We start from the raw sequence: 13,884 nt of genomic DNA on the forward strand, positions 1-13,884 counted from the left end.
CGCACCGGGCGCGGCAGGTCTCGGCTCAACGAGCTGGCTGGAAACCGTTCAGTGGCGTGCCGAAAGGCGCGCCGCTGCGCGGGTCAATCGCATACCAGCGGCCGTTGTATTGTGTGGCGTGCGTGTCGACCTCCTGATAACGCCCGGCCGTGCCCACTGTCGGTGTCACCACGGGCGCCGCTGTGTCGCTCGCCTGCCCAGCTGCAATCAGCATATAGGCACGCAACTTCTCCTCGGCTGTCACCAGATGCGGCGCCACCTTGCCCCACTTCAGCGCGCCCCCGGCCATAAGCGCCGGCAGTTTTACCAACCCTTTGGTAGCGGCATTGATCAACTGCGGATAACCGTCCAACGGATTCAACGCTGCGCTGGTAAACAAGCCCGACTGTTTGATGAAATCAAACGCACGGTCGCTGAAGCTCGCGGCAGGCTTGAGCGGTGACAGCGTAGCCGCAGACGGTTTGAGCGTTGCAACAAGCCGAGTCAGGCGACTGGGCACCAAGGCCTTTGCCGAACGGATCAGCGCTCGGGCCTGACCGCCCGCACCAATGGCCACGCCGACGGCATCCAGCGCCAGCGTGGCCAGGCCTGTGCCGATATTGCCTTGCCTGAACTCCTGATACGCCCCCACGAACGGCACGAACCCCAATATAAAGGCATGATCGCGTGCACGTGCTTCACGGCGCTGCTCCAGCGGCAGTGCCTCGCTTGCGCGTTGCAACATGGCCTCGGCGGGCTCGTAAAAGTTGTCCTTGGCGATCCTGTTGACAATACTCGCCGTTTTTCGCGAGCTGTAGGTGTCCGGGACGAACGATTGCAGCGTATGGCTCGGGGGTAATTGCTGCGCAGCAAACGCACTGCCCAGCGCCTCGACGATCACCGCCTGAGACACCGCATTGGGATCAGGATGAGAGCCGTTGCGATAGGCGTCGAAATCAAGGTCCATTTGCGAGCCGCGCACCATCGGTAGATATACCGGAGCGTGGGGTGATGGAAAGCGCTCGCGGCGAATGACGCCGTCAAGTTCAAGCGCTTCGGGCAAATCCGTGCGCTTGATGATCTTGCCGTTGGCGAACACCTCGAAATACACCACCTTGGGTCCATGCTCCACGCGCATCAGGGTGCCTTGGCGCGCCCTGCGGGCGTTTTTGAGTGCGTCAGTTTCCCTGGCCTGGGTCACCCCGGTTTCCGCGCGTAAGGTGAAGAGCTCGACCTTGCCCAGCTCCAGCAACTTGCGATCCTCCAGAGGCAACTCGGCAAACATCAGCTTGAGCTTGGTGGCGTAGGCCTCCTGAAGTTTTTTCTGGTGCTGGAGCACCGTGGTCTTGAGCAATCCCTCCAGTTCGGGCAAGCGTCGAATACGCGTATCAAGCCTGGCCCGCGCCTCCTCGCTCACCTGCGGCACACGGACTGGCTTGTAGGGTGTTTTCGCCGCAGGGGGCGCTGCCGGCATGTCTTCGCTGAGGACCCACTTGCCCGGCGTCAGGTCGCCGGTCATGTAGGTTTCCACCAACGAACGGCTGCGCGGCTCGGTGATCGGCAGGTTGCGACGATCGTCGGCGCTGGCCAGGTACACGGTCATGCTTTCGAGCTCGGCCGGCGTCGTACCACGGAACACGCGCAGCAGTTCCTTGACGGCAAGTGCCTTGCGCGTCGGCAGCTCGGCGCTTGCGCTGGTGAAGGCGCTCGCGGCGTCTTCGCGCTGTTTGAAGAATGCCCGAGCGGCCCCCTGGATATCCTGCTGAGAATACTCACCGTCGGTGCGCTGCCCGATGCTGCCGTTCAACACCCCCCAATCAGCGATGATTTTCAGGGCATTGAGTTGCATCAACTTCGCTTGCCCGTCACTGGTAGGTACCAGGGTGGTCAAGGCGGTGACCTGCTGTTCATTCATCATCCGGGACGTACCCGGCGCGTTGTGATCGGCCAGTGCGCAACCCAGGCGCAGTTCCATCCAGGCCGGAGTGCCGATGTGCACCGACGCCGGCACGTCGCGCACCAGCATTTCCGGCGCCGCCTGTGCCAGGCACAGGTGCGCAGCCAGCACCGCCAGCTTGGGGTCCAGGCCTTTATTGTCCTGGAGGTGGCGCTCGATATCCCGGCGTACCTGGTCAAACGTGCGGCCCATGTTCGCTGGCTGATAGATCGAGTAGCCCGCGATTTCGCCGGGTTTGCCGGGCATCGCCGGGTCAACCTGCAGCTTGATCGCGGCGATCACCAACTGTTGGCGTAGCGTCTTGGGCAGCGTTGCAGCAGCGCCTTGCCCCTCCTGCCAGCGCAGCGCAGCAGCCATTTGCTCGCCGAATGCCAAGGCGTCGGGGCTGTCGAGCAGCCTGTCCAGATGGGCCTGCGGATCGGCCCGCAGCGCCTGCTGGGTAACACCCGACAACGCACTGAACCCGCGGGGCTGGGCGCCGCCCAGGCGAATCTCGGCCATCGCGCGGACATGCCGTTGATCTTCCTGGGTCAGGGTGCCGGGCTGCCAGTCCTGCGTCATCAGTGCGCCGTAGTCCCCCAGCGGAGCCGGCGGCGGCAGAGTGGTGCGCAGCCAGGCAATCACATTACGCGTTTGCGCCACGCTGCCCGGCGAGTCCAGGCCCTTGAAATCCAGGAGCTGGCGGATGTCGTGGCGTGGCGTCGAGTACAAAGCGTTGCCCAGCGGCACGCTGAGCGCCACCAACGCCTGGAGTTCATCACCCAGTTCAGCCACTGCTTCCACGTAGCGGGTCAGATCCACCCAACCACCCACCGGGCTCAGGCGCTCAAACCGGCCTTCAGACACCCGAAACGGCGCGTCAGGCCACGCGAACCCTTCGCGCTCCAGCAGGCTGAGCATTTCAGGACGCGCGACAAAACGCTGCAAATGCGCCACCGCCGCCTGGCTATGTCGGAGTAACGGTGATGCCGGCGAAGTATCAGCCGTGTGGGTCGACCAGTCCGTACGCGCAATGTCCGGCAGTTTTTCAAGTTCGGCTTCAAGGCGATCGGCCAGAGCGTCGCGCTCCTCCAGTTCGCTGATCACCTGCCACGCCTGCTCAAGATTATCGACGTTGATCTGGCCGACACTTTCGCGCGGCAACCACAATCCGTCGTCCCGACCGATATAGGGCAACCCCTGGTCCGCAGGGTCCAGCTGTTCGAGGATCGGCCTTAAGGTCCGCGACACCTCGTTCCAGCCGGAGTTGTCGGTCAGGCTGAACCTGACCGCGGCACGCACGCCATTGTGGCTGGCGTAGCCCTCGATATGGTCGCGATGAAAGGTCAGGGTCGCAGTTTCAAGGCGCTGGTCGGCAATCCACTGTTGCACCGCTGGCCGGTTCAGTAACTGCTGGTACAGGCGCAGTGCAGGGCCGGGGCGACTGTCCGGGGGCACCTCAACCATGGTGCTGCCCATGCCTTGTGCGGCAGCGATACGCTCAGCCAACTGGGCGTCGGCGGCGGGCGTGCGGCCAGGATCCTGGTGGGGCAGTCGTGTCCATGGATCGCCCGCTGCGACAGGCGCATCGTCAATGGCACGCCGCGTACGCTGGGAGGCTGGTTGGGTCCATGCGGGCTCAGGGGCGGCCGGCAGTGCGGTGGGGGGCAGGACAACTGCAGGAATAGGGGAGCGGTTGCTCGACAGGTGCATCAACATAATCATTGCCCTCTCGGAAGGGTCCATAAAAAAATGGGTCCGCCCATCCGTGGACTGTGAGAGGCAATGTACGGCCGCTTATCCGAGGCTGATGTAAGCCTTATCCGACGCCCTTTACCGTTGCGTTGCCGATGATTTCATCCGGCGGCTTAAAGGATTCGATACAACAATCGCTCGATCCGCACCCGGCTGACCCGGCGGAGAAACTTGCCCACCGCTTCGGGGTAATCCACCAGGGTTTGCAGATCCTGGTAACGCTCGATCCGCGTGGTGTGCTGGAAAATCTGCGCAAGCTCCGTACGTCGTGGCGCCAGCCACTGGCCTTGTGGATCATCGACGAGCAAGGCGTTTTCCAGGTCGAGGCGGAACGCCCGAGGGTTGAGGTTGTTGCCGGTGAGCAACGTATAGCGCTGGTCGATCCACATGCCCTTGAGGTGGTAGGTGTTGTCGCCGTCGCGCCACAGGTGCAGGTTCAACTGGCCGCTGTCGATCATCGACTGATGACGCTTGGCAAAGCGGCGCAGGCTGATTTCGTAGAGGTAAGGCAGTGCGGCGATAACCTTGAACGGCTCGCTGGGCGGGATGTAGAAGTCGTTGGCGGTTTTGTCGCCGACGATGATGTCGATCTTGACCCCGCGCGCCAGGGCGCGGTTGATTTCCCGGGTCACCGGCAACGGCAGGTTGAAATACGGCGTGCAGATGGTCAGTTGCTGCTGGGCACTGGCGATGAGTTCCAGGATCACCCGGCTCAACGGGTTGTTCTTGCCCACCCCGAGCAACGGGCTGACCGACAGGTGACCGTTGGGCAACTGCCCTGCCGTGGTGTCGTAGGCCGCGTGCTTCAGGCGACTGCGCAGGTCGCCGATATCGTTGCGCAGGCTGCGGGTGGTGGGCGGGTTCGGCAGGTCGAGGCGGTGCACCGCCTTGGAGGCCACCAGGCCGTGTTCGACCAGGTGCTGCATCGAATCGGCCAGGGGCTGGCTGTGGATCAGGTGGTAACGGTCGAAGCGGTATTTATCGAACTTGTGCAGGTACACGTTGTTCAGGCTGGCACCGCTGTACAACACGCTGTCGTCAATCACAAAGCCCTTCAGGTGCAGCACGCCGAACAGCTCACGGGTTTGCACCGGCACGCCGTACACCGGCACTTCACTGGCATGGCTTTGCGTCATGGCCTGGTACCAGGCGCTGTTGCCCGGCTGCTTGCCGGCACCGATCAAGCCGCGCTGGGCCCGCAGCCAGTCGACCACCACCACGATGTCCAGCTCCGGCCGCGCGGCCTTGGCGGCGTGCAGGGCGTCATAGATCTCCTGCCCCGCTTCGTCCTGCTGCAGGTACAGCGCAACGATGTAGATGCGCCGGGTGGCCTGGGGGATTTTTTCCAGCAGGCAGCGACGATACGCATCAGCACCGGACAGCACCTCAATGGCGTCAGGAGTGAGGGGGAAACCGCGCAGTTTGGGCAACAGGGAGCGTTTGAAGAACGACGGCATAGGGCTCGCAATGGGTCGAATCCGAAGAGGCCCCGAGCTTACACCATGGGGGTGCTCAGGTCTTGCTGTCGCCAAGCAGAAAATTTTGTTGACCAAGAAGAACGATCGTTCTACTTTCATGAGCATGAACGACAAAACCTGCAGCGACACCCGCGACATTATCCTCGACGTCACCGAGAAGTTGATCTATCGCCATGGCATCGCCGCCACGGGCATGGACTTCCTGGTGAAAACCGCCGGTGTCTCGCGAAAAAGCATTTACCGTTACTTCGCCAATAAAGACGAGTTAGTCATCGCAGCCCTGCAACGCCGCGACGAGCGCTGGATGCATTGGCTGCGCAGCGAAGTTGAACATGTGAATGGCAGCGGCGAACGCTTGCTCGCCCTGTTCGATGCGCTCAAGGCCTGGTTCGGTTCGGCGGATTTTCGCGGCTGCGCGTTTATCAACACCAGCGGTGAAACCGGCGACCCGCACAACCCGGTACGCCTGCTGGCCAAGGCGCATAAACAGAAACTCTTCGAGTATCTGCTCGAACTGTGCCAAGCCCACGGCACCCCCGACCCCGAACGGCAGGCCGCGCAACTGCTGATCCTGATCGATGGCGCCATTACCGTTGCCCTGCTCATGGGCGATTCAACGGCCGCCGATAACGCGCAACGCATGGCGCAAACGTTATTGGGGCTTCACGCAACTTCGTCTTAACAGGAGCCAGACCATGTCATCTACCGCAGAAACACGTCCCCCGTTGCCGCCGTTTACCCGTGAATCAGCGCTTGAAAAGGTGCGCCTGGCCGAAGACGGCTGGAATTCGCGCGACCCACAACGGGTATCCCTGGCCTACACCCTGGACACGCAGTGGCGCAACCGCGCCGAATTCGTCCATAACCGCGAAGAGGCCAAGGGTTTTCTCACCCGCAAATGGGCCAAGGAACTGGATTACCGACTGATCAAAGAGTTGTGGGCCTTCACCGACAACCGCATCGCCGTGCGTTATGCCTATGAATGGCACGATGACGCCGGCAACTGGTTCCGTTCTTACGGCAATGAAAACTGGGAGTTCGACGAGAACGGCCTGATGGCCAATCGTTTTGCCTGCATCAACGACCTGCCCATCAAGGAAAGCGAGCGCAAGTTCCACTGGCCGCTGGGTCGACGCCCGGATGAGCATCCGGGACTGTCGGAGCTGGGGCTGTAGCTTGAAGCCGCAAGCCTGAAGCTTCAGGCTTGCGGCTTATCGCTTAATCCTGATTAAGCCCGACCCGGTACAACACGCCATCATCCTCATCCGTCAGCACATACAAAAAGCCATCCGGCCCCTGCCGCACATCGCGAATCCGCGCCTTCAGCCCACCCAGCAAACGCTCTTCATGGACCACCTTGTCACCCTCGAACTGCAAACGGATCAGTTCCTGGCTGGCCAGCGCGCCGATGAACACGTTGTGCTGCCATGCCTTGATACGGTCGCCGTCATAAAACGCCATGCCACTGATGCCCGGTGACTGTTCCCACACATGATGCGGCGCCACGGTGCCCTCCGCCGTCTTGCCCTTGGCCTCCGGAATTGGCGTGAGGGAATAGTTGATGCCGTGGGTCGCCAGTGGCCAACCGTAGTTTTTGCCACGCTCGATGATATTGATCTCATCCCCACCACGCGGCCCGTGCTCGTTTTCCCAGATCGTGCCGCTCCACGGGTTCAGCGCCAGGCCCTGCGGGTTGCGCTGGCCGTAGGACCAGATCTCGGGGCGCACGCCCTGCTGGCCGACAAAGGGGTTGTCATCGGGCACACGGCCATCCGGGTAAATGCGCACGACCTTGCCTTGCAGTTTGTCCAGGTCCTGGGCCGTCGGCCGGTCGTTGTTTTCTCCCAAGGTCACGAACAGGTAGCCATCGCGGTCGAAGGCCAGGCGCGAGCCGAAGTGATTGCCTGTGGACAGTTTCGGCTCCTGGCGCAGGATCACCTTGAAGTCGATCAGGCCGCTGAGGTCCGCCGCCAAGCGTCCACGACCGACCGCCGTACCGGCCGTGCCACCTTTGCCGCCACCTTCGGCGTATGACAGGTAGACCATGCGGTCCTGCTTGAAGTCAGGCGACAGCACCACATCCAGCAAACCGCCCTGCCCCTTGGCCCAGACCTCTGGCACGCCGCTCAACGGCGCCGAGAGCTTGCCATCCGGGCTGACCACACGCAGGCGGCCCGGGCGTTCGGTGACCAGGAAGCCTTGCTGGTCCGGCAGAAACGCCAGCGCCCACGGGTGGTCGAGGCCTTTGGCGATCGGGGTGACGCTGATGCTGCCTTGCTCACTGGGGAACTGCTGGGCATCGGCGGCGTAAACGGTCGTCAGGGTCGTTGCGCACAGAACGGCTAACAGGGTTTTGCGTAGAAACATAAGACAAGTCCTTACCGGCGATTGCCGTTGGCATCATAAGTGGGGGCTTTGGTGTCGGTAGCCGGGCGGCTGGGCGCGGCCTCGCGCTGGGGATAGCGGTTGCCGATGCCACCGTTTTCCAGGGTCGGCGTGCGGGTGGCAGGCGCGGTCTGGATACCGCGAATCGCCGGCGCATTGGGCTGGGTGCCCTGCATGCTGTTGGGGTTGGCCCGGTGGATGGGGCCGTTGTTGGCGTTATTGTTGCCAGGCAGGTTCTGCGCCTGGGCGGTGGCTGCAAGTGCCAGACCCAATGCCAGGACTGCGAGGTGACGCACACGGGTGATCATGACAAAGCCTCTCTGGGGCGAGGAGTACCTGCTTTCGATAACACGCTACGCCCGGGGTTCGGGTTTGGTAACTAAATACTTTCTGAACAGGTGTAACACGATCTGTCCGCGCATCTGTCCAGGGAAACTTTTCACGCACCTGTCGAGTCAGCCGAACACAGCCACTTGCTTAGAGGAATCGCACTTATGCCACGGGCAATATGGAAAGGCGCTATCAGTTTCGGCCTGGTGCATATCCCCGTCTCGCTGGTCTCGGCCACGTCCGCCCAGGGTGTGGATTTCGACTGGCTCGACAAGCGCAGCATGGACCCGGTGGGTTACAAGCGCATCAACAAGACCACCGGCAAGGAGGTCACCAAGGAGAATATCGTCAAGGGCGTGGCATTTGAGAAAGGCCGCTACGTGGTGCTCAGCGAAGAGGAAATTCGCTCAGCCCACCCTAAATCGACCCAGACCATCGAGATCATCGCCTTTGTCGCCAGCGACCAGATCCCCCTGCAGAACATCGACACGCCCTACTTCCTGGCCCCGGACAAACGCGGTGGCAAGGTCTACGCGCTGCTGCGCGAAACCTTGAAGAAAACCCGCAAGGTCGCCCTGGCCAATGTGGTGTTGCACACCAAGCAGCATCTGGCAGCGCTGATGCCCCTGGAGTCGGCGCTGGTGCTGGTGATGCTGCGCTGGCCCGCCGAGGTGCGCAGCCTGGATGAACTGGAACTGCCCAGCGACGTGACCAAACCCAGCCTGGCCAAGGGCGAGCTGGACATGGCCAAGCGCCTGGTGGAAGACATGAGCGCCGACTGGCAGCCTGAGGACTATCGCGACAGTTTCCAGGAAAAAATCATGGCGCTGGTGGCGAAGAAGGCCAAGGCCGGCAAGATCGAAGACGTCGAATCCCAGGAAGGCAGCGAAGAGCGCAAGTCAGCCGATGTGATCGACTTGACCGAGCTGCTCAAGCGCAGCCTGGCGGGCAAGCCGACGAGCAAAAAACCGGCCGCGAAAAAAGCGCGCAAACACGCCTCTTGAGCCTGCGATGTGCCGGAGAGCCCCATGGCAAAGCCCCTGAGCGAATATCAGCGCAAACGCGATTTCCACATCACCAGCGAACCGGCAGGCAGTTCGCCCAACCGTAAATCCAAGGCGTCGGCGCTGAGCTTCGTGATCCAGAAGCACGATGCGCGCAACCTGCACTATGACTTTCGCCTGGAGCTCGACGGCGTGTTGCTCAGTTGGGCAGTGCCCAAGGGGCCGAGCCTGGATCCCAGCCAGAAACGCCTGGCGGTGCATGTGGAGGACCACCCGCTGGGCTATGGCAGTTTCGAAGGCAACATTCCAGCGGGCCAATACGGTGCCGGGGATGTCATCGTGTGGGACCGTGGCGTGTGGCAACCCCATGACGACCCGCACAAGGCCTACGCCGCCGGCAAACTCAAGTTCACCCTGATCGGCGAGAAACTGACCGGCGCCTGGGCGCTGGTGCGTACGCGTCTCAAGGGCAGTGGCGACAAGGAGCAGTGGCTGCTGATCAAGGAACACGACCAACAGGCCCGTCCGGCGGACGACTACAACATTGTGGAGGCGCAGCCAAATAGCGTGCTCAGTGACGCATCGGTCGGCAAACCCAAGGCCAAGCCGCGCGCCAAACCGGCGAAACACGCCACCGCCCTCCCCGAGCAATTCGCGCCGCAATTGGCAACCCTGGTAGACCGTGCGCCCGAGGGCGATTGGCAGTATGAAATCAAGTTCGACGGTTACCGCATGCTCGCACGTATACACGACGGCGAGGTTCGCCTGTGTACGCGTAACGGCCACGACTGGACCGAACGCCTGCCACGCCAGGCCAAGGCCCTGCGCGCGCTCAAACTCAAGGACAGCTGGCTGGATGGCGAGGTGGTCAGCCTCAATGGCGACGGCCTGCCGGACTTTCAGGCGCTGCAAAATGCCTTTGATATCGGCCGCAGCCTGGACATTGTCTACTACCTGTTTGACGCGCCGTTTCTAGACGGCAGCGATCAGCGCCAGGTGCCGCTGGAGGCGCGTCGCGCCGCACTCAAAGAGGCCTTGTCTGGCAGCCGCAGCAAACTGCTGCGGTTCTCCGAAGCGTTTGCCGCGAACCAGCGCGACATTTTCGAAAGCGCGTGCGACCTGGGCTTGGAAGGCGTGATCGGCAAGCGCAAGGGCAGCCCCTACGTCTCCAGTCGCAATACCGATTGGATCAAGCTCAAATGCCGCCTGCGCCAGGAATTCGTGATCGTCGGCTACACCCGGCCCCAGGGTTCGCGCAGCGGATTTGGCGCGCTGCTGCTGGCGGTCAATGACGATTCCGGGCTGGTCTACGCCGGGCGGGTGGGCACTGGATTCGACCAGGCCTCATTGAAAAACATTTACGCCCAACTCACCCCGCTGGAGCGCAAGGCATCGCCCCTGGAAAAGCCCCTCACCAGTACCCAGGCCCGTGGTGTGCATTGGGTAGAGCCGCGCCTGGTCGGCGAAGTGCAGTTTGCCGAGTGGACCCGTGAAGGCGTGGTGCGCCAGGCGGCCTTCATTGGGTTGCGAACCGACAAGCCCGCCGCGCAGATCATCCATGAACAGCCGCGCACGGCAAAATCCCTCAATGCCGTGAAAGCCCGCAAGCCCAGCGCAGGCGTGAACATCACTCACCCCGAGCGCGTCATCGACCCGCAAAGCGGCACGCAAAAACAGCAATTGGCGCAGTTCTACGAGGGTATCAGCGAGTGGATCCTGCCCTTCCTGCACCATCGCCCGGTGTCCCTGCTCAGGGCGCCGGAAGGCATCGAGGGTGAACAGTTCTTCCAGAAGCACGCTGAGCGCCTGGCGATTCCCAATATCAAGCAACTGGACCCGGCACTGGATCCAGGCCATGCGCGCCTGATGGAAATCGACAGTACGAAGGCGCTGATTGGGGCCGTGCAAATGGGCACCCTCGAACTGCATACCTGGGGCGCCACCTCGGATAAGATCGAAACCCCGGACCTGTTTGTGCTGGACCTTGACCCGGACCCGGCGCTGCCGTGGAAAACCATGCTGGAGGCCGCGCAGCTCACGCTGTCGGTACTCGACGAGCTGGGGCTCGACGCGTTCGTCAAGACCAGCGGCGGCAAAGGCCTGCACCTGGTCATACCGTTGGCGCGTCGGGATGGCTGGGACACGGTGAAAGCCTTTGCCAAAGCCATCGCCCAATTCATGACCGAGCAACTGCCGGAGCGCTTTACCGCGACCTCCGGGCCGAAAAACCGCGTCGGCAAGATCTTTATCGATTACCTGCGCAATGCGCGAGGCGCAAGCACGGTGACGGCCTATTCGGTCCGCGCACGCCCAGGGCTGCCTGTATCGGTACCGGTCAGCCGCGAGGAATTGACCGGCTTGCGCGGTGCCCAGCAATGGACGGTGGCCAACCTGCACCAACGCTTGCAGGGGCTGAAGGTTGATCCGTGGGCCGGGTATGCCAATCGGCAAAAACTCAGCGAGAAGATGTGGGACAAGTTGGGCGCCACCCCACCGGAGTGACGCGCGCCCAGGTCGATCTCAAATCAGCACAAAGATGAGTGCCAATACGGCGAAGATCGCCCATTTTTCCAGGTAATAACGCGTGCGGTTGCGTTTTTTCAACGCTTTGCCGCGCAAGCGAATCTTGTACAGCCGGGTAAATGCACGGTTGAGTGCACCGGTCTTGTCACCGGCGTCATTGGGCGAACCTGCGGCAGCCATGACATGACGGCTGAACCACCGGTTGAACGCGGCAGCCCAGCGATACTTCATCGGCCGCTCGATATCGCAGAACAGGATGATGCGGTTCTGCTGTGTGGTGTTTTCGGCGTAGTGGATGTAGGTCTCATCGAACATCACCGGCTCACCGTCACGCCAGTAGTAGTGCTCGCCGTCCACATTGATATAACAACCGGGATCATTCGGCGTATCCAGGCCCAGGTGATAACGGTAGGAGCCGGCATAGGGATCGCGGTGGCGCACCAGCTTGGACCCCGGTGGCAACTCGGCGAACATGGCCGCCTTGATCGAGCCAATGCTCTGCAGCAGTTCAGTGGTGCGCGGGCACAGCTTCATCGCCGAAGGGTGGCTTTCGCCGTACCATTTCAGGTAAAAGCGCTTCCAGCCAGATTTGAAGAACGAGTTGAAGCCCACATCGTTGTACTGGTCGGAACGCTTGATTTCGCCCGCCCGCATCAGGTTCAGGCCCTCTTCGCGAATATCCTTCCAATGCGTCTGCAGCGGGCTCAGGTCGGGGAAATCACTGAGCGACAGGTAAGGTCTGCCGGGGAGCCTGGAGCACAGGTACAGCAAACAGTTGATCGGGGCCAGGAAGGTCGAATGATCACTGAGCTGACGGCCCAGTGTGTGTCGCACCCGACCACGCAGGTGTACATACGCAATAGAGGCCACATAGAGAACAACAATGATCAGTTTCAAGGAATTTCGTCACACGTCAGAAGATAACAGACTGCACCTGCGTGCCCACGACGGCCGAGGATGGATAGCAGTACCTGAAATCACAATTCACACGTTTGCCACCAGCGGCTGAATACAACCCGGCTCGTGGCCATTGGCAGTTATTTAGCCATAGTTTGTAACCAAAAGTTAATCAACAATTGTGAAAAGCTGTCCACAGAATGTACTCATCGAACGCCTCAATGCGCAGCGTTCACCTCCATGGAAAAAGGAAATTACATGTCATCTATTTCAGATCCCGACTTTCAGGCGCTCCAAGGTGCCTGGGAGCAAACCTCGCTGGAAGACAGTGGCGTACTCAACCCCGTGGATGCGCACAGCGCGCCGGGGGCGATCACCACGATTGCCGGCGACCGCTTCGAGGTAAAGACCGTCAGTGGTGAGGTATTGCTGGAGGGCCGGTTTTTCCTCGACAGCACGACCGCACCCAAAAGCATTACCTGGGTGGACAGCATAGGGGATGACGCTGGCAAGCATTTGCCCGCCAGCTATCGCCTCGAAGGGGATACGTTTGTGTTCATTGCTGCGGATGAGGGTATGCCCAGGCCGCTCTCATTCAAGACGCATGCAGGCCAGACCATGCGCAGTTTCATACGGCGCGCCTGAGGCGTACGAAACTGCGACAGCCTTTTCACAAAGGCTTCACTTCCTGCGCTATAGGTTGAAGCCTACCTACTCCAGTGAATCCCTTGGCCCGCCTCCTCCGCGGGCATTTTTTTGCCTGGGAAATCCCGTTCAGGGGCGATGCTTGGTGGCGGTCAGGGTAAAGCACAAGGGCAACTGGGCAGGCTGGTGCTCGTACTGGTCGTACAGTTCCTCACGGTTGGAGTGGGAATACTCCTGCAAGTGGGCGATCTGCAAGTCGGCACCAATCGCCGCGCTCACCACATCCCCCAGGGTGTGCATATACCAATAGGAGGTGGGTCCGGCCACGTCGCCCTGGCCTTCGTAGACAATCGACTCCTGCAGTACAAAAGGCTCGCGCTGGAAATACGAACTGGCAGGCAGCAACGGGTTTGGCGCCTTAGGATCGAACACCTCCAGGAACGGATGGGTTTCATACATCACCAGCGTGCCGCCGGGCTTCAAGGTGCTGGCGACATGACGCATGAACAGCGCCACATCCGGCATCCAACCGAGTACACCGATGGTCACCAAGGCCAGATCGAAGCGCCCGTGCAAGCGTGGCGGCAACGCATGGATGTCACTTTCGATAAATTCCGGGTCATGGGGCGACATAGCGGCAAGCTCGCGCGCCTGCAGGAGAAACGCCGAGGATTGGTCCACCCCGACCACCGAACGGGCGCCCAGGGCGAACAGCGACAGGCTTTCGCGACCGTTGTTGCAGCACAGTTGCACCACATCCTTACCGTCGACACCGACGTCCTGCAACAAGCCGGTGATGGTGGGGTCCAGGCACGAAAAACCAGGGTCGCGGACGCCGCTGAGCAGTGCGCTCCAGGTCTCGGTGGTTTTGTGCAGGTCGGCGGATTGGTCCCAGGCGTCCTTGTTGCAGGCAATCGCCTGTTGAGCTGAGGGCATGTCCATTGCGTCTCCA

Annotated in this window: 11 protein-coding genes; 5 read left to right on the forward strand and 6 right to left on the reverse strand. The window is 61.4% G+C overall.

The genetic code is table 11. The annotated features are described in order from the left end of the window. Window positions 1-25: 25 nt before the first annotated feature. Together J1G35_RS02850 and pssA are read right to left on the reverse strand one after the other, a co-directional pair. Window positions 26-3,640 (reverse strand): hypothetical protein, encoded by a 3,615-nt coding sequence (locus J1G35_RS02850; protein ID WP_223013353.1) that lies wholly within the window; start codon window positions 3,638-3,640, stop codon window positions 26-28. 143 nt (window positions 3,641-3,783) lie between these two features. Continuing rightward, window positions 3,784-5,127 (reverse strand): CDP-diacylglycerol--serine O-phosphatidyltransferase, encoded by a 1,344-nt coding sequence (gene pssA, locus J1G35_RS02855; protein WP_053130438.1) that lies wholly within the window; start codon window positions 5,125-5,127, stop codon window positions 3,784-3,786. A gap of 124 nt (window positions 5,128-5,251) precedes the next feature. On the opposite strand from pssA, the gene J1G35_RS02860 reads away from it, so the two are divergent. Together J1G35_RS02860 and J1G35_RS02865 are read left to right on the forward strand one after the other, a co-directional pair. Further along, a complete protein-coding gene (locus tag J1G35_RS02860; RefSeq protein WP_223013451.1) occupies window positions 5,252-5,830 on the forward strand; it encodes a TetR/AcrR family transcriptional regulator in 579 nt (192 codons plus the stop codon). A gap of 13 nt (window positions 5,831-5,843) precedes the next feature. After that, window positions 5,844-6,323 (forward strand): nuclear transport factor 2 family protein, encoded by a 480-nt coding sequence (locus J1G35_RS02865; RefSeq protein ID WP_223013355.1) that lies wholly within the window; start codon window positions 5,844-5,846, stop codon window positions 6,321-6,323. A gap of 43 nt (window positions 6,324-6,366) precedes the next feature. Here J1G35_RS02865 and J1G35_RS02870 read toward each other — a convergent pair whose 3' ends face one another. After that, complete coding sequence (locus tag J1G35_RS02870; protein ID WP_053130432.1) at window positions 6,367-7,515, reverse strand: PQQ-dependent sugar dehydrogenase; 1,149 nt, start codon at window positions 7,513-7,515, stop codon at window positions 6,367-6,369. An 11-nt stretch (window positions 7,516-7,526) separates the two neighbouring features. Continuing rightward, window positions 7,527-7,841 (reverse strand): hypothetical protein, encoded by a 315-nt coding sequence (locus J1G35_RS02875; RefSeq protein WP_053130428.1) that lies wholly within the window; start codon window positions 7,839-7,841, stop codon window positions 7,527-7,529. A gap of 186 nt (window positions 7,842-8,027) precedes the next feature. On the opposite strand from J1G35_RS02875, the gene J1G35_RS02880 reads away from it, so the two are divergent. Together J1G35_RS02880 and ligD are read left to right on the forward strand one after the other, a co-directional pair. Continuing rightward, on the forward strand, window positions 8,028-8,867 hold the full coding sequence (locus J1G35_RS02880; protein ID WP_053130425.1) for a Ku protein: 840 nt from the start codon (window positions 8,028-8,030) through the stop codon (window positions 8,865-8,867). 24 nt (window positions 8,868-8,891) lie between these two features. Beyond that, window positions 8,892-11,369, forward strand: a complete 2,478-nt coding sequence (ligD, locus tag J1G35_RS02885) for a DNA ligase D (RefSeq protein WP_223013357.1) — start codon at window positions 8,892-8,894, stop codon at window positions 11,367-11,369. 18 nt (window positions 11,370-11,387) lie between these two features. Here the strand turns inward: ligD and lpxO are convergent, their stop codons facing one another. Further along, a complete protein-coding gene (lpxO, locus tag J1G35_RS02890) occupies window positions 11,388-12,287 on the reverse strand; it encodes a lipid A hydroxylase LpxO (protein ID WP_223013365.1) in 900 nt (299 codons plus the stop codon). Window positions 12,288-12,545: 258 nt separating this feature from the next. Here lpxO and J1G35_RS02895 point away from each other — a divergent pair, with 258 nt between their 5' ends. After that, window positions 12,546-12,932, forward strand: coding sequence for a TIGR03067 domain-containing protein (locus J1G35_RS02895; protein ID WP_223013394.1), 387 nt, complete (start codon window positions 12,546-12,548; stop codon window positions 12,930-12,932). Between the two features lie 129 nt (window positions 12,933-13,061). Here J1G35_RS02895 and J1G35_RS02900 read toward each other — a convergent pair whose 3' ends face one another. Then, window positions 13,062-13,874, reverse strand: a complete 813-nt coding sequence (locus J1G35_RS02900; RefSeq protein ID WP_053130412.1) for a class I SAM-dependent methyltransferase — start codon at window positions 13,872-13,874, stop codon at window positions 13,062-13,064. Between the last annotated feature and the right edge of the window lie 10 nt (window positions 13,875-13,884).

This window comes from Pseudomonas sp. SH10-3B, from assembly GCF_019891415.1.
Taxonomy (GTDB): Bacteria; Pseudomonadota; Gammaproteobacteria; order Pseudomonadales; family Pseudomonadaceae; genus Aquipseudomonas.